A 26216-nucleotide genomic window follows, 5' to 3' on the forward strand; every position below is an offset into this window, starting at 1 on the left:
CGGTTCAACACGATTTCAAAAAAGTACTGCTTTTACGCTTTAGCTGTTCAATTCATCATAAATCTGTTTATCATCCATTGTCGGATAATTTTGAATCAGATTCATAATACGTTCAATCATCTCAGGGCTTTCCTCCAGCATATCCGCCGCCACTTCCGAAGATATCCCTTTCTCTGATTTTTTTCTTACTTGAGAAATCAGCCTTCGCATATCTCCTTCTGCACGACCTTCTGCGAGTCCTTCCTCTCGACCTTCTGCGAGTCCTTCTACACGACCTTCTGCGAGTCCTTCCTCTCGACCTTCCTCCATCATTTCCTGGAATTTAATATACAGCGTCATATATTCCCGCCTCCATTCCAAATTTGCCTTTGCTTTCTTTACTTCCCTGTCCAGCATCGTAATGAAGTCATTTTCTGATTCTTTTTTATGATTCATATACTCTAAAAAGGCTTTAAGATTTGAATTCAGATGTGTACTGTCTCCCCGGGAATTCAAAAACACCTTCACTGTTTCATCACCCAGAGATATCTCGCTGTCTTCAATACAACGATTTTCAAAAGTATACACACACCTGTTCTTTCCGAACAAATCAAAACTGCATATAAAGATAACATAGCTTCGATTTAGTTTTGAATAGTGCTCTCCCTTCTCAATAAGCGCCAGATCAATCATCCCCTGATAATATCGGCTTCGTTTCGGAAGATTATCTCTTTTCACCGGCTGCATTTCAATATTGTAGACCGTATTAGCCCCATCCTTTACATACACATCCAATCGAATGCTTTTTGCATCCAGAGACATATCGATTGTCTTTTGCTCTTCCAGATAGTCGATACGATCTATTTCAATGCCTAAAATGACCTCTATCGTCCGCTTGCACAGTTCAGGATTTCTCATTACCTTTCCAAAGAGAAAATCATCTGTGATTTCCAGTTCCTCCCATGTTTTTGTACCCATGTATTTCTCTCCTTTTTATACGTTCGTATTTTCCATCATTTGTATATTGGGAGTATCTCTTTGGTTATTTATCCGATTTATCTTTTGAATAATTTTATTATATTCGATACTCTGTACAAAGTAAATAAAAAACAGCTCTGAATCAAAAGCCTTTTTGCTTTTGATTCAGAGCCGCTGTCTGTTTATTCAACTTCCTGAAGAGACGCCTCCAGAATCTGAATCATTTCATCTACATTTTCTTTTGTAATAACCAGAGGCGGTACAAACCGGATAATATGGGTTCCGGCTGAAATGATGAGCAGGCCCCTTTCCAACGCTTTGTTGATATATGGTCCCACCGGAACATTAAATTCCAGACCGCGCATCAAACCAAGTCCCCGGGTTTCTTTTAAAACGTCGTATTTTCCCACCAGTTCCCGGAGTTTTCCATCCAGATAAGCCCCAACGTTATTCACATTGTCCAATATATTCCGGCTTTCAAACATGTCAAATACCTTGCTCACAGCCGCTGTCACAAATGGATTGCCGCCGTAGGTAGAGCCATGATCACCCGGTTCCAGAGCATTTTCCGCTTTTTCACCAACGACAAAGGCTCCTACCGGCACGCCGCAGCCCAGAGCTTTGGCCGAAGTGATAACATCCGGCAGAATGCCGTAATGCTGATAGGCAAACATTTTACCTGTCCGTCCCATCCCGCACTGAACCTCATCTAAAATGAGAAGAATATCTTTTTCATCGCAGATTTTGCGAATTCCCTGAATAAATTCTTTTTCCGCCGGATAAATACCGCCCTCGCCCTGAACAGCCTCAAAAATAATGGCACAGGTCTTATCCGTGATCTTTGATTTAACGTCCTCCAGGTCATTAAAATCAGCAAAGACCACATTACCGATACCTGGCTGGAAGGCTTCACGATAATGGGCGTTTCCCGTCACCGAAAGGGCGCCCATGCTTCGTCCATGAAAAGAATGTTCCATGGCAATAATTTCGTGATCTGTCGTTCCATCCTTTTTAAAGGCATACTTACGAGCCACCTTGATAGCCCCTTCAATGGCTTCCGTACCACTGTTGGTAAAAAAAACCCGTTTAAGGCCGCTGGCTTTTGCCAGCTTATGCGCCGCATCCGCCATTGGCTCCGTATAATAAAGATTGGAAATATGCATTAACTTATCTATCTGATTTTTTAAAGTTTCTTTATATTCTTCCACATTATAACCAAAGGCATTGACCGCAATACCCGCGGCAAAATCCAGATATTTTTTACCGTTGGTATCATAAAGATACACGCCATCGCCATGGTCAAATACCACCGGGAACCGATTATATGTATGGATGATCGCACTTTCCGCATATTCTTTAAATTCATTCGTTATCATCGTAATACCGTCCTTCCCCTTCACTCAGAATTGCCGTACCGATACCGCGATTCGTAAAGATTTCCAACAGCAGACAATGCGGAATCCGGCCATCCATAATATGGACGCGGGAAACGCCATTATCAATAGCATCAATACAGTTATTTAACTTCGGAAGCATACCGCCACCAATGAAACCTTCATCGATCAAGGCATGGGCATCATCGATGGTCAATTCGGAAATAAGTGTGGATTTATCTTCCGGGTCTTTATAAACACCTTCGATATCGGTCAGGAAAGCCAGTTTCTCCGCATTGACCGCTTTGGCAATAGCACAGGCCGCATCATCCGCATTAATATTATAAGTATTAAACTCTTTATCCAGACCAATCGGGCAGACAATAGGAAGGAAATCTTTTTCCAATAAGTCATAAAGAACTTTTGGATTTACATCTGTGATTTCACCAACGAAGCCGATATCCTGACCATCCGAATATTTTTTCTCTACGGTTAAGAGTCCGCCATCTTTACCACTGATACCAACGGCTTTGACCCCCAGTTCCTGAACCATCTGAACAAGACTCTTATTCACCTTATTCAAAACCATTTCGGCAATTTCCATTGTATCTTCATCTGTTACACGCAGGCCATTGATAAAGTGAGGCTCCATGCCGACTTTTCCGACCCAACGGCTGATCTCCTTACCTCCGCCATGGACAATGATCGGTTTAAAACCAACCAGCTTTAACAGGGTCACGTCCTGAATGACCCGTTTTTTCAACGTTTCATCTACCATAGCACTACCGCCGTATTTGACAACAATAATTCGCCGGTTAAACCGCTGTATGTATGGAAGGGCTTCAATCAGCACCTCCGCTTTTTCAAGATATTTATCCATATCCGTACCCATTTTTTCACTCCTTACTGTGCTCAAAGACATCCATTTCTTTAACTGCGGTAATCCGCATTAATTTTTACATAATCATAGGTCAAATCACATCCCCAGGCCGTTGCCGCTGCATTGCCCATCTTCACATCGGCAATGGCTGTCACTTCCGGCTCTGAGAGAATTTTAGTTGCCTCTTCTTCACTGTATCCCGTAGATACACCGTTTTCCATAATCTTAATCTTACCGGCAGCACTTTCAAAGTACAGATCCACCACTTCCGGGTCAAACTGAACACCTGAATAACCCATGGCGCATAAAATCCGTCCCCAGTTGGCATCATGGCCATAAATAGCCGCCTTTGTCAGACTGGAAGTTACCACGGATTTACTCAAAGTCACCGCATCTGCCTTTGTTTTAGCCCCGATGATCTTCACCTCAAAAAGCGCTGTTGCCCCTTCGCCGTCTCCTGCAATCTTTCGACAGAGATAGGTATTGACCGTATTCAAAGCCTTTTTAAAGGTTTCAAAGTCTTCACCCTTTTCTGTAATTTTCGGATTTTCCGCCATACCATTAGCCAGTAAAAGTACTGTATCATTAGTGGATGTATCGCCATCCACAGAAACCATATTGTATGTATCTTTAATATCTTCACTTAAGGCTTCCTGAAGCAACTCTTTGGAAATGGCTGCATCGGTCGTGATAAAACCGAGCATGGTACACATATTCGGATGAATCATACCTGAGCCTTTACACATACCACCCATAGTAACCGTCTTTCCGCCCAATGTAAATTCCACGGCGATTTCCTTAGGCACTGTATCTGTCGTCATGATGGCTCTGGCAGCCTCATGCCCTGCTTCAATCGTGTCCTTTTTAATTTCTGCCAGTTTTGCAGAACCAGCTTTAATCCGGTCAATTGGCAGCTGCATGCCGATGACGCCGGTAGATGCCACTAAAACGCTTGTCTCCGGAAGATTTAAAACCACTGCAGCACCGCTGGCTGTCTCTTTACAATAACCGTAACCTTCCGCACCGGTGCAGGCGTTTGCAATACCCGAGTTGATAACTACTGCCTGGGCAAAAGGAGAATTCTTTACAATCTCCTGGTCCCATTTCACAGGAGCTGCTTTGACCACATTGGTCGTAAACGTTCCTGCTGCCATACATGGCTTCTGACTGTAAACAAGCGCCATATCTGTCCGGCCTTTATATTTAATTTCCGCTGCTGTCGCAGCCGCTTCAAATCCCTTTGCTGCGGTTACACCGCCCTCGATTGTTTTCATATTTAACCTCCTTATGGGAACATCGGCACCAGATTCAGGCCCTCGGCTTCATCCAGTCCGAAAATAAGATTCATGTTCTGAACCGCCTGTCCGGCTGCACCTTTTACCAGATTATCCAGAGCTCCCATCATGATCACACGATGGGTTCTCGGATCCACCTTAAAGTTAATATCCGTATAGTTACTGCCTTCTACCCAACGAGTCTCCGGACATATTCCCGGTTCCAGTACACGAACAAATTTTTCATCTTTATAGTATTTATCATAAGCAGCACGGATGTCCGCCTCCGTTACCCCTTCTTTTAAATTTGCATAGGCCGTTACAAGAATCCCCCGGTTCATCGGCACCAAATGGGGCGTAAAGTTCAGAAGCAGCGGCTCACCGGCTGCATAACCGAGCTGTTCTTCAATCTCCGGTGTATGGCGGTGTGTTGTCACACCATAGGCCTTGATGTTCTCATTCACTTCACAGAAGAGATTATCCACTTTTGCGCCACGACCCGCACCGGAAGTTCCGGATTTTGCGTCAATGATGATCGACCGGGCGTCGATCAGCCCTTCTTTCACTAAAGGATAGGCTGTCAAAATCGAACACGTCGTATAACATCCCGGATTGGCGATCAGCCGCGCGCCCTTGATATCTTCCCGGTTGATCTCACAAAGTCCATAAACAGCCTCCGGGATAAATTCCGGCGACGCATGTTTAATGCCATACCATTTTTCATAAACAGTCACATCCTTAATTCGAAAATCTGCACTCAGATCAATAATCTTTACTTTATTAAGAATTTCTTCACTGACAAGAGATGCACAGAGTCCCTGGGGTGTTGCCGTAAAGATCACATCAACAGCCTCCGCCAGTTCATCCAGATGATCGTCCTTACAAACGTCTTCCACAATCTGAAACATATTTCGGAACACATCATAGTATTTCTTATCTATATAACTTCTGGAACCATACCAGACAATTTCCACATCCTTATGGCCATGAAGCAATCGCACAAGTTCCTGTCCGGCGTATCCTGTCGAACCAATAATCCCCGCTTTAATCATAGGTATTTCCCCTTCTTTCTGAAATGTCTTTTCCTATAATAATACAATTTGGGAAAGCTGTAAAGACATAATCTTAATAAATATTTATGTTTTATCAAAAATATACATTATTAGTGCATATTTCTGCTTATAAACTTATAAAAATACAAAATTTTGAAAAAAGATATTGATTTTTATAAAGAAGTGTTGTATATTATGTGAGGACTACAAAAAACATGAAGATAAAATAGAATTTCAGGAGGTTGTTATTATGAAAGAAAAAGTCATTTTGGCCTATTCCGGTGGTTTAGATACCACAGCGATCATTCCATGGCTGAAAGAGAATTTTGATTACGAAGTCATCTGCTGCTGCATCGACTGCGGTCAGGGCGAGGAATTGGATGGTCTTGAAGAACGTGCCAAACTGTCCGGCGCTTCCAAATTATATATTGAAAACATTATCGATGAATTTTGTGACGAATATATCGTTCCATGCGTACAGGCCGGCGCTGTTTACGAGAATAAATATCTTCTCGGTACATCGATGGCCCGCCCGGTCATTGCAAAACGACTTGTAGAAATTGCGCGAAAGGAAAACGCTTCTGCTATCTGTCACGGTGCTACAGGAAAGGGCAACGACCAGATTCGTTTCGAACTGGGTATCAAAGCTCTGGCTCCTGATCTGAAGATTATCGCTCCATGGCGTATGACCGACGTATGGACCATGCAGTCCCGTGAAGACGAAATTGAATACTGCAAGCAGCACGGTATCGATCTTCCTTTTGATGCAAGTCACAGCTACAGCCGCGATCGTAACTTATGGCATATCAGCCATGAAGGTCTGGAACTGGAAGACCCGGCCAACGAACCAAACTATGACGATCTTTTAGTTCTCGGCGTAACACCTGAAAAAGCTCCGGATGAGGCCGAATATGTAACAATGACTTTTGAGGCCGGCGTTCCTAAAACATTAAACGGAAAGGCTATGAAGGTTTCTGAAATCATTACCGAATTAAATAAACTCGGTGGCAAACACGGTATTGGTATTGTTGACATCGTAGAAAACCGTGTTGTAGGTATGAAATCCAGAGGTGTATACGAAACACCAGGCGGAACCATCCTTATGGAAGCTCATGATCAGCTGGAAGAACTGGTTCTCGACCGGGCTACTATGGAAGTAAAAAAGGATATGGGCAATAAAATGGCTCAGATCGTTTATGAAGGAAAATGGTTCACTCCCCTGCGTGAAGCTGTTCAGGCCTTTGTGGAATCTACACAGAAATATGTGACCGGTGAAGTAAAATTCAAACTTTACAAAGGTAATATCATCAAAGCAGGAACCACTTCCCCATATTCTCTGTACAGTGAATCTTTGGCTTCCTTCACCACCGGTGAATTATACGACCACCATGACGCTTCCGGCTTTATCACCCTCTTCGGACTTCCATTAAAAGTTCGTGCCATGATGCTGGCTGAAAACGAAAAAAACAACTAATCTTTTGATAAAATCTTGACAACAAAAAACGCTCTGCCTTACAATACAAGGTAGAGCATTTTTTGTTGTTACAGTATCGAAAGGAAATCATATGCGTTTTACAACTAACATCCCATTTACAAAAGAAATACATAAAGACCCCAAGCCATTACCTCGAAACACCCAATATCTTCTGGTCGCACTGGCCCCTGCCTATTTTTTGTTTTTAGGCCTTATCCTCCAGCCTATTCCGGAAGTCATTCAGGGTCTGATCTCTATCGTTCTCGAACCAGACTTTTTGATCACGGACTATGTTGTGGTCGGCGGCGTGGGGGCTGCTCTCGTCAATGCCAGCCTGACCACACTCATGTGCCTTGGTCTCATGTATATTCTCAAGATGAACATTGACGGGACATCCATTGCCGCCCTTTCACTGATGATGGGCTTTGCTTTGTTCGGAAAAAACATCGTCAATGTCTGGAGTATTATTTTTGGTGTTTTTATTTACGCCAAATATCATAAAACCCATTTATCCAATTATCTTTACATTGGATTTTATGGAACAAGCTTATCTCCGATCATTACCCAGACAGCCCAACTGGGAAATTTTCCTCTGCCAATCCGTCTCCTGCTCAGTCTTCTTGTAGGCACTCTGATTGGTTTTGCCATGCCGCCGCTGTGTGCCCATCTTTACAATACCCATAAAGGTTTTTCTCTTTACAACGGTGGATTTGCCGCAGGTATCATTGCTACGATCATCATTTCTGTATTCAAGTCCTTCGGTGTTGAATTGGAAAGCCGTAAGCTTTGGGCCACTGGTTATAATACTCTTTTCGCAGAAGTTTTAATATCTTTCTTTGTTATACTCATCATAGCAGGCGCATTGTCCAGTCGAAATACTTTTCGAAAATATATGAATATCCAAAAATATCCCGGTATCGGCGGAACGGATTTCACTTTCAGCGAAGGCTTCGGACCGACACTGGTGAATATGGGCGTCAACGGTATTTTTACAACCCTTTATCTGCTTGTCATCGGCGCAGATTTAAACGGTGCCAGTATCGGCGGCATTTTTACGATCGTCGGCTTCTCTGCCACCGGTAAGACCCTCCGGAACATCACGCCGGTCATGCTTGGCATTACACTGTGCAGTCTGCCAAGTTCCTGGTCTATTACCGATCCATCAGCAGTCCTGGCCCTTCTCTTCGGCACAACAGTTGCACCAATTGCCGGTCAATTTGGCTTTTTTGCCGGGATTCTCGCCGGATTTATCCATGCAGCCGTTGCTACCAATATCGGTATCGTCTACGGTGGCATGAATCTGTATAACAACGGTTTTGCCGGAGGTGTCGTTGCCTCCTTCCTCGTACCGATTTTTAAATCTATTCAAAACCGTCAAGCCAAAGTTAAAGGTATTCTATAAACTTACGAGGAATACCAACGGATGTCTTTAAAAAATTAACCGCTCGTAAACCTCCACCGCATCGAGGATATTATACTGTTCTGTCTGGTGAGAACCGCCGGCCCCGGCTGTTACCAGAATGTATTCCTGCCCATGAATATAGGCCAGGCTTGCAAGGCACAGCCCGGCTTCATCCGTATAGCCTGTCTTTCCTCCAAGAATAATCTCCTCTCCAAACGTTCTGTCTTTCAGAGCAATTTGTTCCAATCCCTTCGACAATGTACTCTGAAAAAAGAATCCCTCCGGATGAATGTTTGTTGGTTTCACTTCATAAGTCCAACTTGTAAAGGCCTCTCTGAAAATCCGATTCGACAAAGCATATTTTAACAAAATTGCCATGTCTTCCGCCGTTGTATAATGATTTTCCGAATGAAGTCCGGTAACATTTGAAAAATGGGTATGTTCCATACCAAGCTCTTCCGCTTTTCGATTCATCAAATGTACAAAATCTGATTCCGTTCCTGACACATATCGGGCATAGGCCAGACAACACTCCGCTCCCGAAGGCAGCAAAATGCCATATAACAAATCCTTAAGACTTACTTTCTCTCCAGGCTGAAATCCGGCCATGGACGCATCCATTCCATATAAATCCTCAAATATAATTTTATCCAATACAACCTGTTCATCCAGATCTTTCGTATGCTCCACAGCTACGATTGCTGTCATTATTTTTGTCAATGAGGCCGGATATATCTGCTCTCCGCCGTCTGTATCCATCAATATTTCCCCGGTGTCCGCATTGATCAGCACTGCATAGGGACTGTAAATCTGACCTGAACGGCCGTTGACAACCTGAACATTATGATCCGGCAGCTTCACCGAAGCTGTCCGAATCCACTGCCCTGATACCATACATATCGAAAAAACGGCGAAGATTCCTGCCATCATAACCAACTTTTGTTTTATATGCATCCTTTATTCCTCCTATTGCTCTTATTTTTCATTTTTCCCAAAATATTTATTTATAGAACAAAAAAATCTCTGTTCCGTAGTTATTCTACCGAACAGAGACCTTCTGTTTTTCACTTCATTATTTAATTTTGAGAAAAATTACTAAGCCGGAAGGGTTACACGGAATGTGGTCACTTCGCGGTCGCTCTCCGCCGTAATCGTCCCGCCATGAAGATCCACAATCTCCTTTGCTATGGCAAGTCCAAGCCCGGCGCCGCCCGTATTTGACCGCCGAGCCTCGTCAAGACGGAAGAATTTTTCAAAAATGGTTTCCAGCTTATGGGCCGGAATGGTTTTTCCATGATTTCTGACAGCAACAACCACCTGTTCATGGACCTCCTGGGCCGTTACATCAATTTCTGTCCCCGGATAACTGTAAGCGATCGCATTTTTGAGAATATTATTAAATACCCGGGCCAGCTTTTCCGAATCCCCATAAACAGATAACGGTTCATCCACATGAAGCTCTATACGGTTATCATTGGCAGCCAACAGCGGATAAAACTCGTCCGTCATCTGGACAAGCATATAAGACAGGTCAATTGTCTCTTTTTCGAGAACCATCTGCTGTAAATTATACCGGGTAATCTCAAAAAATTCGTTAATCAGCTTTTCCAGACGCAGCGCTTTTTCCAACGTAATATGAACATATTTTGCTTTCTGCTCCGCCGGCATGTCCGGCGCTTCATCTAAAAGACTCAGGTATCCAATGACCGATGTCAGCGGCGTCTTTAAGTCATGGGCCAGATAGGTGATCAGATCATTCTTCCTTTGGGCTTCATCTTTAAGGGCCTGCTCATTTCGCTGCATCCGGTTCTTGATCGCCGCTATCTGAACCGAGACTTCCGAATATTTCTCCAGAAAAACATCAGAAACATCTATATCCTTTGACATATACTTCTGAACTCCATTACCTATTTCCGTCATCGCCGCCTTCAACTGTTTACCGGCTTTATAACGCGATACCAAATAGAGCATGACGAGCCATATACATGCCACAAACACCATGACCCAAAACAAAAATATCTTAAATCCTCCGATATCCAGGTCCCGGACATAAACGCTCTCCTTTGTATAGGGTTCAACCATCAATCTTGTTGTCAGTAAATGCCCTTCAAACCAATCCATGAAAAAGCCATTAAGCGCCACATCAAAAAGCATATACAGCAGCTGACAGCCGAGATATGCTGCCATAATGAGCAAAATAAGTTTTATAACCGAGAAAATTCTATCTTTCAATTTTATAACCACACCCCCAGACCGTTTTAATATACTTCGGATTCTCGAAGGAATCCCCCATCTTTTCCCTTAAATGACGGATATGGACGGTGATCGTATTATTTTTTTTGCTGAAATATTCATCTCCCCAGATTTCGTGAAACAGCTCCTCCGAACTGACCACATTTCCCTTTTTTTCCACCAGAATCCGAAGAATTGAAAACTCTGTCGGCGTCAAAGACAGGGGCTTTTCATTCAATGTACATTCATGATTTTTTACATTGATGACCAGACCGGAATGTATCAAAACATCCGACGTTTCCTCTTTGCCTGTATTATACCGTTTATACCGCCGCAGCTGGGCCTTGACCCGGGCTACCAGTTCCAGAGGCAGAAAGGGTTTGGTAATATAGTCATCTGCCCCAAGTGTCAGGCCGGTAACCTTATCCACTTCCTCGCCCTTGGCTGTAAGCATAATCACCGGATAATTATATTTTTCCCGTATTTTCCGACAAATGTCAAAACCATTCATATCCGGAAGCATAACATCTAAAATGGCCATATCCAGTGTTTCATTATCGATACAACGGAGCGCATCCTTTGCCGAATAAAATTTAAATACCTGAAAATTCTCATTTTCCAGATACAGGGCAACCAAATCCGCTATCTCCTGTTCGTCATCCACAATTAAAATTTTTTCACTCATGGTCTATCCCCCTCGTCTCAAGACCATTATACAGGAAACTGTTTCAAAAATCTTTAATATTTTCCTAAGTTTTTAGCAGCCCCTCCAAAACCTTTTGCCAGCGAAATCCTACTCGCCGTCTTCTGCCATTTTTCTTGCCTGTTCTTTCTGAACCTCCGGCAAACCGGAAAGCATTGGTGTCAGATTTGGATCCGTTTTTGAGATTTTCCGCCCAATATAATTCTTCGTAATGGCAAATACCGTACCGGAAAGGGTCAGTACGCCGATTAAGTTCGGAATAGCCATCAGACCATTTAATGTATCGGCAATATCCCATGCCAGATCAAAACTCATCGTTGCTCCAAAAACGATACAGATGACAAAAATCACTTTATAAGCAATCGTAGCCTTCGTCCCAAAAAGGAATTCACAGGCCTTTGTTCCATAAAATGACCAGCCAAGAACTGTGGAGAACGCAAATAAGGCTACGGCAACCGCCACAAAAATTCCTGCGGCTGAACCAAATCTTAAGGCCATCGCTTCACTGACAAGGGAAGCGCCTGTTGATTCACTTAAAACTTCACCGGTCTGAAGATCAATAAGGCCTGAATTTAACACGGTAAATGCAGTCAGTGTACATACGATGATCGTATCAAAGAATACTTCAAAGATTCCCCACATTCCCTGAACGACCGGTTCTTTAACGTTGGATGCGGAATGAACCATAACAGACGAACCAAGACCGGCCTCATTAGAGAACACACCCCGTTTAAATCCCATGGTTATCGCATTTTTAATCAAAGTTCCCACAGCCGCTCCGGCCACAGCCTGAAGTCCGAAAGCGCCCCTGAAAATAGCGCCGAAAACCGCCGGAACCGAACCGATATTCATAATCAGTGTTGTCACCGTACCGATAATATAAATGAGTGCCATGAAAGGTACGATTTTTTCTGTCACACTACCGATGGCTTTGATACCGCCCAGAATGACCAGGGCCGCTAAAAGAGCTAACAAAACACCGATAATAATCTGAGGTGTAATGCTTCCGATGACCGTTTCAGGCAGACGGAAGGCATCCACGATGGAACTGGTAATCTCATGTACCTGGGTCATATTGCCGATACCAAAACTGGCAAACATACAAAACAGTGAAAAAAGTACAGCAAGAAACTTGCCAAGGCTTTTACAGCCCTTTTTAGAACCAAGGCCGTCCAACAGATAATACATGGCTCCGCCGGACCATTCACCCTTGCTGTTTTTTCTACGGTAATAGATACCAAGAACATTCTCCGAATAATTGGTCATCATACCAAAAAAGGCAGAAACCCACATCCAGAATACCGCGCCGGCGCCGCCGACTACAATAGCACTGCTGACCCCGGCAATATTACCCACACCAATGGTAGCCGCCAAAGCTGTCGATAAGGCCTGAAACTGGGAAATAGACTTCTCATGCTTGGCCGTGTGAGCACGGACATCTTTCTTCTTGAAAATGGCAAGGAAAGTGGTATCCATCCACTCCTTAAAATGAACTAACTGGAAAAATTTCATTCCTACCGTCATAATAATGCCTGTTGAGATAATAAGGACAAGCATCGGGATTCCCCATACGACGCCATTGATCGCACTGTTGATTTTTGTAATTTGTTCAATCATAACATTTTCCTCCTGAGTTTTTGGCTTTAAGGATTTCGGTATCAAAAGCCTTTACGCATAAAAAATGGAGTATTCCCGTTTTTTAGGAATACTCCGTCGTATTAAGTTGATTATAATCAAAAATCAGATAGGCGTCAATCCCTTTTTTGTCAAGATCAGGAAACCCGATTATAGTTGATGAGACAGCCTTTAAGAATGATTTCCCTCTCTTCATCGGTCAGCTCGCCCAAAGTCATGATAAATGGTGTCAGCTCATCTCCAACTTTGTAAGCTGTGATTTCATCTGCTTTTTCCTCTACGGCCTTGCGGATATCCGGCAGGAAGAGATAATCACCATTCGTAAATGGCAGTTCGCCTTCCGGAATGATAAACGGCAGCATGCCCCAGTTGATCAGATTGGATCGATACCGTTTTGTCGCATATTCGTTGGCGATATTGGCCCATCCGCCGAGAACCTTCTGGCAGGAAGCAGCCTGTTCGCGGGCCGAACCGTCACCCGGTTTTACCGCAAAAATCGTGCTTCCAACCCCCAGATTGCCTTCGCCGGCTTCCGGGAATCTGGTATGGACTTTTTCCATGACCGGTTTCATCTCCGGCAGAACTTCCAATGGGCAGGTATTGGCTTCGATAGCCTTCTGAGCTTTCTGAACCTCTTTCGCACGTCCTACATAAGCCGGGTCTTTTCTGGACAGGGTAAATTCTGCCAGTCCCAGTGGATTGGAACGGAAGGAAGAAGTCTCACCGGATGGGATCAACTCATCCGTTGTTGTCACCGGATCATGTATCTCAGATACAACCTTTAACAGCATATTCTGAGGAAGAGCCGACATGGCCGGCCAGTCCTTAATGTTCGGTCCCAGTTTGATCTCCACATCCGGGTCTGCCACACCATGACTGTCGAATACACGGTTCTTATAAATTGTTTCATCAAAGAAATATTTTGGTTTTGTATAATTGGCATCAATATCCGTAGCTGCCGTCAGATAACCCTTATTTGCTGCAGTAGCGGCGATGGAACGGGCATCCATCAGAGCAACGGAAGAAATCTGTCCATTCTGAATCTTAGAACCTTCACGATTCGGGAAGTTTCTTGTAGAGTGACGGATACTTAATGCGTTGTTCGCCGGTGTATCGCCAGCTCCGAAACAAGGTCCGCAGAAAGCCGTCTTAACAATAGCGCCGGTAGCCATCAACGCTGCAACCGCTCCATTCTTCACCAGTTCCATGTAGATCGGCGTACTGGCCGGATAAACGCTCAATGTAAATTCGTCTGGTCCGATACTGGCTCCTTTCAGAATATCGGCCGCATCACAGATATTTTCAAAGCCGCCGCCGGCACAGCCAGCGATAATTCCCTGTTCCACATAGAGACGTCCGTTACGGACTTTATCTTTCAACTTAAAGTTCACTTGTCCGTCAAGACTCACAAGGGCACGCTTTTCACAATCATCAAGAATATCCATCAGATTGGCGTTTAACTCGTCAATCGTATAGGTATTGCTTGGATGGAACGGCATAGCGATCATCGGTCGGATTTCACTTAAATCAATTTCAATCATACCGTCATAATAAGCCACTGCTCCCGGATTTAATTCTTTATAATCTTCCGGACGTTTGTGAATCTCATAGAAATCCTTGATTTCATTGTCGGTCCGCCAGATGGAAGACAGACAGGTTGTCTCTGTCGTCATAACGTCCACACCGATACGGAAGTCGGCGCTTAAGTTGGATACGCCAGGTCCGACAAATTCCATCACCTTATTTTTTACATAGCCATTGTCAAATACAGCACCGATAATGGCCAGAGCCACGTCCTGCGGACCAACGCCCGGAATCGGTTTACCCTTTAAGTATACGCCGATAACTCCCGGCATGTTGATATCATAAGTCTGATTCAAAAGCTGTTTTACGAGTTCCGGTCCGCCTTCGCCCATGGCCATCGTACCAAGAGCGCCATAACGGGTATGGCTGTCCGAACCGAGAATCATACGACCGCCGCCGGCCAGCATTTCTCTGGCAAACTGGTGAATCACGGCCTGATGCGGCGGTACATAGACTCCGCCGTATTTTTTCGCACAGGACAGACCAAACATATGATCATCTTCATTTATGGTACCGCCCACCGCACACAGGCTGTTATGGCAATTGGTAAGTACATAAGGCACCGGAAACTTCTCAAGGCCTGACGCTCTGGCTGTCTGAATAATACCAACAAAGGTAATATCATGAGATGTCAGTTTGTCAAATTTAATTTTCAGTTTTTCCATATTTCCGGAAGTATTGTGGGCTTCCAGAATCTCATAAGCAATCGTATTCTTTGCCGCTTCTTTTTTGGAAACATCTTTCCCGGTCTTTGCCAAAAGAATCTGTTTCACATCTCCGGCATCCTCCACGATATCCACACCGTTTAAGAGATATGCGCCGTTTTCGTATAATTTCATACGCTTTGTCCTCCTATTCTACAGCCACATGGCTCATAAATACCTCATATAATTCCAGATATTCCCGTTTCATACGAACCGGTTTATAATCACCATTCAAAAAACAATGGGTCGTTTCTCCGGTGCATCGAAGCTCTCCAGTCTCTGAATCCAGCACCCGATATCCAATCGTCATCCTGACACCACTGAATCTGGTAATCTTTGTGTAAATATCCACAATGTCATCATAGCGAACCATGGATTTATACTGGCAGTCCACGGAGAGTACCGGAATGATGATTCCCATCGCCTCAACCTTTGTAAATGGCCACCCCATCTCTTCCATATAGTGAAGTCTGGCTTCTTCAAACCATCGAATATAGTTGGAATGATGGATAATGCCCATCTTATCCGTTTCATAGTAATTGGCCCGACGCACATAAAGGCTCTCCAGGCCTTCTTTATCATCCTGCTCTTCAATGATGATCTCTCTCATGATTCTCACTCCTGACATTTACTTATATTAGCATACTTTTTTACTCTGTCAAAGTAAAATTGAATAATTATCCGATAAAAATGTATTGCACAAGCACCATGTAGAGTAAAGTACCTCCGGCAATACTCAAAAGTACATTTTTCTTCCATGTGTGTACAATGACGATAAAGACCACTGCAATCAGCTCGGGTATTCCATGACTGCCGCCAAGGAAATTTACATCTTTCAAACAATAGACGATCAAAAGCCCAATGACCGCATAGGGCAGTACTCTGCCAAGCTCCCGGATATATTTGGGTGTCTCTCTATTCTCAGGAAATAGAATAAATGGGAGAAACCGGGTCAGCATCGTTCCAAACACGCAAAGCCCGATCGTCATCAACGCCTGCAAAGCTGTCACCCTACTTCCCTCCTCTGTTTCTCTGCCAGGGAAAGGCAGATCAAAATACCGATCATCGCCGGAATTAAAAAAGAACCGGTGCCGAAAAATATCCGGCAAAGCAATGTTACGACCACACCAATGGCAGCCGGTATATGATTGTCCGTTTCCTGCCATTGTCCGACAAAAATAACGACAAAAAGGGCTGTCAGCACAAAATCCAACCCCTTTGTATTAAAAGATAACACCGAGCCAAGCAGGGAACCAACAGCGCTCCCTGCCACCCAGTAAAACTGGTCTAACAGGGTTACCCAGAACATATACCAGGGTCTGGATACATCTGCCGCCGGTTCGGTCCCGCAGAGAATGGAAAAGGTCTCGTCTGTCAGTCCAAAAATCAAATAAGGCTTTAATTTCCCGGTGTTTTTAAATTTATCCAGCATGGATAAACCATAAAATAAATGTCTTGCATTGACCATTAATGTTATCATAAAAGCCGCGATGGGGTTAAAGGCCGAGGCCAGAAGCGATATGACCACGTACTGCATGGAGCCGGCATATATAAAAAGGCTCATGAGCAACGCCCAGAAGATACCATAGCCCTTCGCATTCAATAAAATTCCGAAAGCCATTCCCAGAAAAATATATCCGGTCATGACCGGAATTGTTCCCGGAAAAGCTGCTTTCAAAGCCTTTATCTTTTCGTCACTCGTGTTACTCATCCTGTCCATCCTTTTCCGCCGCCGCATTTGCTTTTTGTTTTTCCCTTTTTTTATCCCGTTCAATGCTGACATTTTTATAGCTGCCGTACCGTTCACGACGCTCTTTCCGTGTCTCGGCTGCATTATCACTATAGATCAGTTCTTCCGTTTCTATGTCGTAGCCGTCGGCCCGGATATATTTCTGAGTTTCCAGCGGCATCCGCTTTTTATACAGTGCATACTCAACAAAGGTTTTGATCAGATAATAAATGACAGCAAATACCGGCACCCCGAGAAGCATGCCTGGGAAACCAAAGACGCCGCCGCCGACCAGAATGGCGAAAACAACCCAGAAAGGTGAAAGTCCTGTAGAATTTCCCAAAATCTTCGGTCCGAGAATATTACCATCAATCTGTTGGAGAATAATAATAAACACAAGAAAAATGATTCCCTGCCTGAAATTGGTCAGACCGATCAGAATCACACTCGGTATTGCGCCGATATAAGGTCCGAAAAATGGAATGACATTGGTCACGCCGACGATCACACTGACCAGCATGGCATACGGCATATGGATCAGATTCAACACAATGAAACATACCACACCGATAATGGCCGAATCAATCAGCTTACCCGTTATAAAACCGCCGAAAATCTGATTACAGTGCCGAACCACTTCAATCAATGAATTGGCTATATCCGGCTTTAATACGGCATAGGCAATCTTTTTGGCCTGACCGGTAAAGGTATTCGTACTCATCATCACGTAAATCGATATGATCGCACCAATAACAATGTTATATAAAAACTGGAGAACATTCATAATGCTCAGGGTGAATGTATTGATTCCCGCCCGAAGCTGAGGATAGAAATCATCTTTCATCCATGTCTGCAAATAATTCATTGTCTGATTGATTATATCCTGAAGGTCTTGAGAAAACTGGCCGTCATACTGCAAACTTTCAAACCAATCCGTCACCTGCCGCGTATAAGACGGAAAACGCATGATAATCTGTGCAATACTGGCTGCTAATTGGGGCAGGACCATGTAACCTAAGATAAAGATGATCCCAAGGGCAAAAGCCATGGCACAGGCCACAGAAATTCCCCGAACTATTTTTTTCATCCGATTCGGAGTTTTCCCATGCATGGCCCATTCGATTTTTAACAGCCGCCGTTCCACAAAATCAACGACCGGAAGAAGAATATAGGCGATGACCAATCCGGCAATGACCGGTGCTAAAATCTTTATTAATCCCCCGAAAGCCTTATGGATTTCCGACCATTTAAAAAGAATAAATATAAAAATAATACTTACAGCAAGAACAAACAGATAAACTGTCGCCTGTCGAATCATGCCCCGAATTGACAGCTTTTCAACATTTTCTTTTTTTTCTTCTGTGTTTTTTTCAGCCATTTTCACCATCTTCTTTCACGCTGCTATTCTCAATTCCTACAGGATGTCTGTCCGATATCTTTTTGATAATCTGCCAGACTGTCCAGCCGCTGAATATACCGATCATCACCCCACACAGAACATCCGTTGGAAAATGTACCCCCACATAGAGTCTTGACCAGGCAATCAACACGGCCAGTATTAGGGACAATACCCCGACCAGCCGTTTTTTTTGTTCCGATGTCCAGTAAAGAGCACAGGCCGCCGCAAAAGAACTGCAGGCATGCCCTGAAGGAAAGGAAAAATCTTTCTGCCGCTCTAATAACAGAATAATGTCAGGAAACTGCTCATAGGGACGTATCCTGGCAATCATATTTTTCAATGCCACATTGGTGATCAGCGCTCCGATCAGCAGGGCCAGAAGACCGCAAATTCCCATCTTCCGGGTCTGTTTAAAAACGAGAAGAATCAGACACAGCAAAATCCAGAACAACCCGGAATTTCCAAGATGACTGATAAACACTGTCGGCCCGGTCAGCCAGTCAAACCGCAGATGTTCCTGTATAAACATTAAAATCAAATAATCGATTTGCGTAATATATTCTGCCATACAGCCTCCTTTTTCTAAACACCTTCACCATCAAAGTCCGGGATAAAACTCTCCTTCGCCGTATCGCCTTCCTGTATGAAAGCGTTTTCTACGCCTTTTCGGATCGTATATTGAATCAGCCGTTCATAAACCTGACGTTTTACTCGTTTTTTCAGTTCAGGATACTTTTCAAGAGATCCCGACGGCGTGTACTGATTCATCAGACTGAGATAAATTTCATCCCCGTAATTTTCATAAAGATAATCAATGATCTGCCTGGAATCCATCGACTGTCCTGGAAGTACCATATGCCGGACAATGATTCCCTTCGTCATCATTCCATTCTCGTCAAAAGCCGACGGCCCGGTCTGTCGATACATTTCTTCCAGGGCCTTTGCAGCATAAAAGGAATACCCCTCCTCATGGGCATATCGCTTTGACAAGTGCACATCCATAAATTTAAAATCTGTCAGATAAACGTCCACCCATCCGTCCAGCAATTCCAGTGTATCCACTTTTTCAAAACCACCTGTATTGTAGACGACAGGAAGCACAAGCCCCATTTTTTTACTGATGCGAAGCGCTTCGATAATCTGCGGTACAAAATGAGTGGGTGTCACCAGATTAATATTGTGAGCACCTTTTTCCTGCAATTCCATAAAAATATGGGCCAGTCGTATGATCGATATTTCTTTTCCGGCACCGCCTCTGGAAATCTGTCCATTCTGGCAAAAAACACAGCCCAGATGACAGCCCGTAAAAAAGACAGTTCCCGAACCTCTCGTTCCGGAAATGCAAGGCTCTTCCCACATATGAAGAGCTGCTCTGGCAACTTTCAGTCCCGCCGTCTGTCCGCAAAAGCCCCTCCGGCCTTCCAGACGATTCACACCACACTCTCTGGGACACAATGCACATTCCCGATACCATTTTTTCCAATTCATTTGCCTTCCGCCATCCTCTTTTCCCCAATTTTCAGGGATATTTTTAAAAGTCTAAGGATTTCAAAACTTTGCGCAAAAAAACGCTGCTTAGTGAAATCGCCATAATTTCTGCCAGCGGAAATGCCAGCCATACCAGATTTAAATTGCCCGTTTTTGAAAGCAGATAAGCCACCGGAATCAAAACGATCAGCTGACGGCCAACCGAAATAAGCATACTATAAATACCATGGCCCAAAGCCTGGAGCATAGAAATACTAATAATACTGAACGCAGCAAAAAGAAAGCTAATACTGATGATCCGCAGTGCCGGGACCCCGATAGAAAGCATAGCATCTGAAGCATTAAACATCTCCAGAAGCATGGATGAACAAAGCTGGAATATAACCAGACCGATCAGCATCATTCCAAAAGCATACATCATAGCCAGCTTCATCGTTTTCATAATACGCTGCTTCTGCTTTGCACCATAATTAAATGCAATAATTGGCACCATTCCGTTATTTAATCCAAATACAGGCATAAATACAAAACTCTGTAATTTAAAGTAAACACCAAATACGGCTGTCGCTGTCGACGAAAAGGACATGAGTATCTTATTCATACAGAAAGTCATGACCGATGCAATACTGCTCATGACAATCGATGGCAGACCCACAGAATAAATTCGTCCGAAAACCTCTTTATCCGGCCGCATCGTTTTAAATTTCAACTGAATATCCGCATTCTTAGTCACATTCATGACCGCACTGATTATCATGGCAATAATCTGGCCGATGACCGTTGCCAGAGCCGCACCGGTCACTTCCATCCTCGGAAAGCCAAACCAGCCAAAAATCAGAATCGGATCCAGAATAATATTGATGATCGCCCCGGACCCCTGGGTAAACATGGTATAAAATGTCCGTCCTGTCGCCTGAAGCAGCCGATCAAAGGCCACCTGCAAAAACAGACCAAAAGACAAAACACAGACAAAGAATACATACTCTCTTCCATAGTTGATGATCTCCGGAATGTCCGTCTGAAGCCTGTAAAAAAGTTCCGAACTGGTCAAACCTAAAATAAGGAAAATAACATAACTGGCACAGGCCAGAAACACACTGTTATTGGCGGCCTTATTGGCCATGTCCTGATTTTTCTCACCGAGACTCCGGGACAGGAGTGCGTTCGTACCGACTCCCGTACCGACTGCCACGGCTATCATTAAATTTTGGATAGGAAAGGCCATTGAAACGGCCGTTAAAGCATTTTCATTAATCTGAGATACAAATACGCTGTCCACCACATTGTATAATGCCTGCACGAGCATAGATATGATCATTGGTATCGACATGGTGATCAACAATCGGTTGACCGGCATGGTCCCCATTTTATTTTCCTGTATCGTTTCCTCTCCTTGCTGCATCTTCCGCTCCTCCAAAAACTCCTCTGATCGTGTTCTCTAAAATATCTGTTGTTAAGTCCAGACCGACACTTGTATTCATACAGGCGTCAAAGTTATGGTAATCACCAAAACGATTCATCGTAAAGTGATTGTAGTAGTCACTCCTCTGTTTATCCCGCTTCTTCACGTAGTTCGGCATATTATCCGGATTCTCCCCGTAAACTGTACGCACCCGTTCCATACGTTCTTCAAGCGGTGCATATATAAAAAAGCTCAGCACATCATCCCTGTCCCTCAAAATGTAATCACCGCAGTTACCCACAATGACACAGGAACTTTTATCCGCCAATTGGTTAACCACCTTGGTCTTTGCCAGATAAATCTGGTCGGAAAGGGGCCGCTCCTGTGTGGACATATAGAGATTGTAGAGAAAACTGGATGTTTTCTTCTCCTGCCATTCCTCCACCGTTTCCCGGGTAAATCCACTCTCTTCCATTAACATATTGATAATTTCCTTATCATAAAAATCAATCCCCAGACGTTCTGCCAGTGCCTGACCGATCAAACGTCCTCCTGAACCATATTCCCTGCTGATCGTAATTACAAAATGTTTCATAACAATTGCCTCCTCTTTAAATCACAGGAGCCATGATTTTTTAACCACGGCCCCAAATTTTCTGTTTTTAAATATTATATGCCTAGATAATATCCCTGAGCCAGTATGGATTCGGTACGTGACAGTACCTCTTTGGCTTCATCATAATTTTGTTTTGCCAGCGCTGCGATCAAATAATTGGTCAGACACAGTGGTGCTGCAAAGGAATTCTTATAAGTCACACTAGAGATGGCACAAGGCAGAATCACATCACCATAACTGCTCACCGCGCCATAATTCATACTGGTAATGAGTACAACCCTGGCACCATGTTCCCGCAGCCACGAAATCATGGTTGCCGCAACCTTAGAATACCTTGGAAATAAATAGGCAATACACACATCGTCTTCTCCGGCCCCGACAATCTCCTCCGGATAGATCATTCCTATAGACTGAATCAGATTGACATGCTTTTTAATCTCTCCAAGCTGAGACGCCATATAATGGGCCACTGCAAAGGAACTGCGCATGCCGAGAACATAAATATTATTTGCACTGGAAATAATCTCGATTGCTTTCTTTAAATCGGCATCATTCTGGACTTCCAGCGTCTTACGGATATTTTTCATATCATTTTCAAAGGATTCACTCAATAAATGATTATCTGAAATCGACGGCATGTCGGCCAGCCGTCCCGGCAGGGATTCTTTTTGTTTTAATTCCGCCTGAATATCTCTCTGCATTTCAGAAAAGCCTTTATATCCCAATACTCTGGAGAAACGGATAATCGTCGTCGTACTGACATTTATTTTTTCCGAAAGCCCTTCCAGCGTGCTAAAAGCAAACTCTGTCATATGATCCGTTAAATAATTGGCCGTCAGTTTTTGGGAATGGGTAAAAGAATCGAAATGCTGATTGAGATTTGTTAAAAAACCCGACATTCCAAATGTCCCCCTCTCAGATATACGATTAAATTGTATCATTTAATACATAGGGTGTCAATTTGGCGTTTATGAATTTACTTTGAAAACACTACAGAAAAAGGGATGGCCGACGACTCTGCCGAGGTCATCGAACATCCCTGCTCTGTAACTCAATTTTCTTTGACGTTTTTATGGTAAATATACCACAGGCCCTTTAAAAGCAAATCCGGATCGTAAATAATCTTCTTCCGGCAATGGGGCACGATCACTCCGGCAATGCCGCCGGTTGCCAGCACCGTGATCTCGCAGCCAAGCTCATCCTCAATCCGCTCGATCAAGCCATCTACCATCGCTGCATTTCCATAGATTAATCCGCTCTGCATACTTTCTATCGTATTCTTTCCGATCATATGCTTTGGTTTTTCAAAACGGATATAAGGCAATTGGGACGTCCGCTCTGTCAGAGCATCCTGAGAAATCTTGACTCCCGGCATAATGAGGGTCCCCAGATAAGACCGCCGTCCATCCACCACCGAACAGGTCGTCGCTGTTCCCATATCAAATATAGCGATGGTCCCCGGATACTCCTCAGTGGCCGCTACCGCGTCCACTACCAGATCGGACCCCAGACTAGCCGGATGATCCGTCGCAATCCGAATACCGGTGCGTATACCGTGTCCGACAACCAATGGCGTTAATCCGGTCATAAGGCTCAGACCTTCCCGGACCACATCGGTCAGACCAGGAACGACCGAAGATATGATGATCCCCTGAACTCCCTCCAGGGTCACATGATAGATTTCCAGGAGGGTCTTTAACTCGATCATAAATTCCTCTTTCGTCTTTTGGCGGTCGCTTCGTATCCTTCCGGAAAAGCAGACCTGTCTTGCTTCATCCATCAGGCCGATCACAATATTGGAATTTCCGATATCTACTGCTGCGATCACTGGTCGTCTCCTCCTTTCCCGGTCTTTCTATCTTCCAGCAAAATTTTCAATGCATCCAGAAGCCTGTCCGCCGCTGCCTCTTTCGACAACATCGGCAGATCCTCAATCCCATTTCTACTGATAAGACTGAGATGATTTGTATCTGTTCCAAATCCGGCGCCGTTTTCTTTCAAACAGTTTGCCGCGATCATATCTGCATTTTTCTTTTCCAGTTTTGCAGCGGAATTCTCCAGCACATCCCGGGTCTCCATTGAAAAGCCGCAAAGCACCTGATGTTCTTTTTTATGTTGTCCAAGCCATGCAAGAATATCCCGGGTTCTTTCCAAGGTCAGCGTCATATCACTGTCTTTTTTCTTAATCTTATCCTCCGCCGTCTGCACCGGCGTATAATCTGCCACCGCTGCCGCCTTGATAATTATATCCTGACTCTCCCACCGTTCCTTTACGGCCTCAAACATATCTGCCGCGCGAATGACCGGGACCACCCTGACAAAAGGCGGCGGTGTAAGCTCTGTCGGACCGCTGACCAACGTCACCTCGGCGCCCCGCAGCATGGCCTGTCGGGCAATGGCATATCCCATCTTTCCTGTAGAATGATTGGTAAGAAAACGCACCGGGTCCAACGGTTCCCGGGTCGGTCCCGCAGTGACCAGAATCTTTCGTCCTGCCAAATCCTTTTCGCAGGCAATCTGACGGACAATATATTCAAAAAGTACATCTTCCGAAGGCATTTTCCCGTCTCCTGTCGTACCACAGGCCAAATACCCATTTTCCGGCGGGATGATGATTTTTCCATAACGAGACAGACGGATCAGATTATCCTGAACGACCGGATTGTGGAACATATTGACATTCATAGCCGGCGAAACGATCACCGGACAGGTCATGGCCAATGCTGTCGTACTCAGCATATCATCGGCAATACCGAAAGCCATCTTTGCGATAATATTGGCAGAAGCCGGAGCCACGAGCATGACATCCGCCCGGCTTGCCAGAGACACATGGGCAATATTAAACTGAAAATTCCGGTCAAAAGTATCCACCATACATTTGTTGCCTGTTAAAGACTCAAATGTGGTCGGATGGATAAAATTTGTCGCATTTTTGCTCATGATCACATGTACGTCCGCATGCTGCTTTACGAGACGGCTGGCCAGTCCCGCAATCTTATAGGCTGCAATACTTCCGGTCACACCGAGTACGACTGTCTTTCCCTCCAGCATTTATTTCACCTCATCCATTTCGGACAAAAGTCCGTGCTTTTCATAACAGGTAATTCGTTTTACCTTATTCTCATCGTCTACAAACACAACTTTCGGTGCATATCCGTTCATCTCTTCCGATGACATGCCCGCATAGCACATAATAATAATCTTATCGCCTACCTGAACCATACGGGCGGCCGCACCATTCAGACAAATCATTCCGCTGTTCCGCTCTCCGGCAATGACATAGGTCTCAAACCGCTGTCCGTTATTAATATCTACAATCTGTACCTGTTCATACTCACAAATGCCCGAAGCTTCCATCAGCGATTCATCGATCGTAATACTTCCCACATAATCCAGTTCTGCCTGAACCACCGTTGCCCGGTGAATCTTTCCTTTTAACATTGTCATTATCATATCTGTCTACTCCTGTATAAAATTATCGATCAACCGTGTCTTTCCAATAAATACGGCAATGGCTACCAGTATCGGGCCGTCTACCCTGTGATGAATTTCGATGGTATCCCATTTGACCATTTCCACATAATCAATCCGGGCCAGCGGCTCCTGGGAAATGATGCGTTTCATTTCATCAAGCACCTTCTCACCGTCTTTTTCACCGGATTGAACCATGGCTTTTCCTACTTTGATGGCCCGACTCAGAACCAAGGCTGCCTGCCGCTCTTCCGGAGACAGATAAGTATTTCTGGAACTCTTTGCCAGTCCGTCGGTCTCACGTATGATCGGACAGCCGACAATCTCCACATTCATATTTAAATCCCGGACCATCCGTCGGATGACCGCCAGCTGCTGTGCATCCTTCTCGCCAAAATAGGCTCTGTCCGGTGTGGCAATATTAAAAAGTTTATTAACGACCGTACACACGCCTCGAAAATGAATCGGACGGCTTTTTCCACAAAGCTCCGCCGTCACACCGCTTGTGTTCACATAGGTCGTAAAATTCTCCGCATACATTTCCGAAGCTTCCGGTGCAAAAATAAGCGCTGCCCCCGCCTCTTCACAGAGAATACGATCGGCATTTAAGTCTCTCGGATAGCTCTCCAGATCCTCTGTCGGTCCAAACTGGGTTGGATTAACAAAAACGCTGACAACCACCTTATCATTTTCCTTTACCGCACGTTCGATCAGACTTTTATGACCTTCGTGAAGATATCCCATCGTCGGTACCAGGCCGACGCTCAAGCCTTCTTTTTTCCATGCTCTGACCTGCGCTTTCACGCCGACCACTGTTTTTTCTATCTGCATCACAGCTGCC

At 44.4% G+C, this 26216-nt stretch carries 25 protein-coding genes; 2 read left to right on the forward strand and 23 right to left on the reverse strand.

Features of this window, described 5'->3' with window-relative positions; genetic code table 11:
• Positions 1–39 precede the first annotated feature (39 nt).
• The 5 genes from EV212_RS03035 to argC all read right to left on the reverse strand — a co-directional run bounded on the left by EV212_RS03035 (position 40) and on the right by argC (position 5536).
• Entirely contained in the window at positions 40–957 is a 918-nt protein-coding gene (locus EV212_RS03035; RefSeq protein WP_132088699.1) for an Rpn family recombination-promoting nuclease/putative transposase, read from the reverse strand.
• Positions 958–1139: 182 nt separating this feature from the next.
• A complete protein-coding gene (locus tag EV212_RS03040) occupies positions 1140–2333 on the reverse strand; it encodes an aspartate aminotransferase family protein (RefSeq protein ID WP_132088702.1) in 1194 nt (397 codons plus the stop codon).
• A complete protein-coding gene (argB, locus tag EV212_RS03045) occupies positions 2320–3222 on the reverse strand; it encodes an acetylglutamate kinase (protein ID WP_132088705.1) in 903 nt (300 codons plus the stop codon). Before argB ends, EV212_RS03040 begins: the two co-directional genes overlap by 14 nt.
• 38 nt (positions 3223–3260) lie before the next feature.
• On the reverse strand, positions 3261–4484 hold the full coding sequence (gene argJ / locus EV212_RS03050) for a bifunctional glutamate N-acetyltransferase/amino-acid acetyltransferase ArgJ (protein ID WP_132088708.1): 1224 nt from the start codon (positions 4482–4484) through the stop codon (positions 3261–3263).
• An 11-nt stretch (positions 4485–4495) separates the two neighbouring features.
• Positions 4496–5536 carry an N-acetyl-gamma-glutamyl-phosphate reductase gene (gene argC, locus EV212_RS03055; protein WP_132088711.1) on the reverse strand — a complete coding sequence of 347 codons (1041 nt, stop codon included), beginning with the start codon at positions 5534–5536 and terminating at the stop codon, positions 4496–4498.
• Positions 5537–5786: 250 nt separating this feature from the next.
• Between argC and EV212_RS03060 the strand changes: the two genes are divergently transcribed.
• Entirely contained in the window at positions 5787–7010 is a 1224-nt protein-coding gene (locus EV212_RS03060) for an argininosuccinate synthase (RefSeq protein ID WP_306812163.1), read from the forward strand.
• Positions 7011–7101: 91 nt separating this feature from the next.
• Positions 7102–8412 carry a DUF1576 domain-containing protein gene (locus EV212_RS03065; protein WP_132088714.1) on the forward strand — a complete coding sequence of 437 codons (1311 nt, stop codon included), beginning with the start codon at positions 7102–7104 and terminating at the stop codon, positions 8410–8412.
• A gap of 27 nt (positions 8413–8439) precedes the next feature.
• On the opposite strand, the gene EV212_RS03070 is transcribed toward EV212_RS03065, so the two are convergent.
• From EV212_RS03070 to panC, 18 genes are all read right to left on the reverse strand, one after another.
• Positions 8440–9366, reverse strand: coding sequence for a D-alanyl-D-alanine carboxypeptidase family protein (locus EV212_RS03070; protein WP_132088717.1), 927 nt, complete (start codon positions 9364–9366; stop codon positions 8440–8442).
• Between the two features lie 141 nt (positions 9367–9507).
• Complete coding sequence (locus tag EV212_RS03075; RefSeq protein ID WP_132088720.1) at positions 9508–10599, reverse strand: sensor histidine kinase; 1092 nt, start codon at positions 10597–10599, stop codon at positions 9508–9510.
• Between the two features lie 34 nt (positions 10600–10633).
• Complete coding sequence (vanR, locus tag EV212_RS03080; RefSeq protein WP_132088722.1) at positions 10634–11329, reverse strand: VanR-ABDEGLN family response regulator transcription factor; 696 nt, start codon at positions 11327–11329, stop codon at positions 10634–10636.
• A 108-nt stretch (positions 11330–11437) separates the two neighbouring features.
• Positions 11438–12964, reverse strand: a complete 1527-nt coding sequence (locus tag EV212_RS03085) for an alanine/glycine:cation symporter family protein (RefSeq protein ID WP_132088725.1) — start codon at positions 12962–12964, stop codon at positions 11438–11440.
• A gap of 155 nt (positions 12965–13119) precedes the next feature.
• A complete protein-coding gene (locus EV212_RS03090) occupies positions 13120–15405 on the reverse strand; it encodes a hydratase (protein ID WP_132088728.1) in 2286 nt (761 codons plus the stop codon).
• Between the two features lie 13 nt (positions 15406–15418).
• Entirely contained in the window at positions 15419–15880 is a 462-nt protein-coding gene (locus tag EV212_RS03095; RefSeq protein WP_257591913.1) for an acyl-CoA thioesterase, read from the reverse strand.
• Between the two features lie 67 nt (positions 15881–15947).
• The gene (locus EV212_RS03100) at positions 15948–16280 is read right to left on the reverse strand and encodes a branched-chain amino acid transporter permease (protein WP_279221977.1); all 333 of its coding nucleotides are present in this window, start codon (positions 16278–16280) and stop codon (positions 15948–15950) included.
• Positions 16277–16981, reverse strand: coding sequence for an AzlC family ABC transporter permease (locus EV212_RS03105; protein WP_132088734.1), 705 nt, complete (start codon positions 16979–16981; stop codon positions 16277–16279). Before EV212_RS03105 ends, EV212_RS03100 begins: the two co-directional genes overlap by 4 nt.
• On the reverse strand, positions 16974–18377 hold the full coding sequence (locus EV212_RS03110) for an AI-2E family transporter (RefSeq protein ID WP_165873279.1): 1404 nt from the start codon (positions 18375–18377) through the stop codon (positions 16974–16976). Before EV212_RS03110 ends, EV212_RS03105 begins: the two co-directional genes overlap by 8 nt.
• Complete coding sequence (locus tag EV212_RS03115; RefSeq protein ID WP_132088739.1) at positions 18370–18966, reverse strand: phosphatase PAP2 family protein; 597 nt, start codon at positions 18964–18966, stop codon at positions 18370–18372. The genes EV212_RS03110 and EV212_RS03115 overlap by 8 nt, the downstream gene beginning before the upstream one ends.
• A 14-nt stretch (positions 18967–18980) precedes the next feature.
• Positions 18981–19886: a radical SAM protein gene (locus tag EV212_RS03120; RefSeq protein WP_132088742.1), complete on the reverse strand. Its 906-nt coding sequence runs from the start codon at positions 19884–19886 to the stop codon at positions 18981–18983.
• Positions 19887–19929: 43 nt separating this feature from the next.
• Positions 19930–21288 (reverse strand): MATE family efflux transporter, encoded by a 1359-nt coding sequence (locus tag EV212_RS03125; protein WP_132088744.1) that lies wholly within the window; start codon positions 21286–21288, stop codon positions 19930–19932.
• On the reverse strand, positions 21254–21883 hold the full coding sequence (locus EV212_RS03130; RefSeq protein WP_132088747.1) for a cytidylate kinase-like family protein: 630 nt from the start codon (positions 21881–21883) through the stop codon (positions 21254–21256). Before EV212_RS03130 ends, EV212_RS03125 begins: the two co-directional genes overlap by 35 nt.
• Positions 21884–21957: 74 nt before the next feature.
• Complete coding sequence (locus EV212_RS03135; protein WP_132088750.1) at positions 21958–22803, reverse strand: MurR/RpiR family transcriptional regulator; 846 nt, start codon at positions 22801–22803, stop codon at positions 21958–21960.
• 152 nt (positions 22804–22955) lie between these two features.
• Positions 22956–23732, reverse strand: coding sequence for a type III pantothenate kinase (locus EV212_RS03140; protein ID WP_132088753.1), 777 nt, complete (start codon positions 23730–23732; stop codon positions 22956–22958).
• Positions 23729–24955, reverse strand: coding sequence for a bifunctional phosphopantothenoylcysteine decarboxylase/phosphopantothenate--cysteine ligase CoaBC (gene coaBC / locus EV212_RS03145; RefSeq protein WP_132088756.1), 1227 nt, complete (start codon positions 24953–24955; stop codon positions 23729–23731). The genes EV212_RS03140 and coaBC overlap by 4 nt, the downstream gene beginning before the upstream one ends.
• Positions 24956–25357, reverse strand: coding sequence for an aspartate 1-decarboxylase (gene panD / locus EV212_RS03150; protein WP_132088758.1), 402 nt, complete (start codon positions 25355–25357; stop codon positions 24956–24958).
• Positions 25358–25363: 6 nt separating this feature from the next.
• Complete coding sequence (gene panC / locus EV212_RS03155; protein ID WP_132088761.1) at positions 25364–26206, reverse strand: pantoate--beta-alanine ligase; 843 nt, start codon at positions 26204–26206, stop codon at positions 25364–25366.
• Between the last annotated feature and the right edge of the window lie 10 nt (positions 26207–26216).

The sequence above is a fragment of the Frisingicoccus caecimuris genome (assembly GCF_004340975.1).
Lineage (GTDB): Bacteria > Bacillota > Clostridia > Lachnospirales > Lachnospiraceae > Frisingicoccus > Frisingicoccus caecimuris.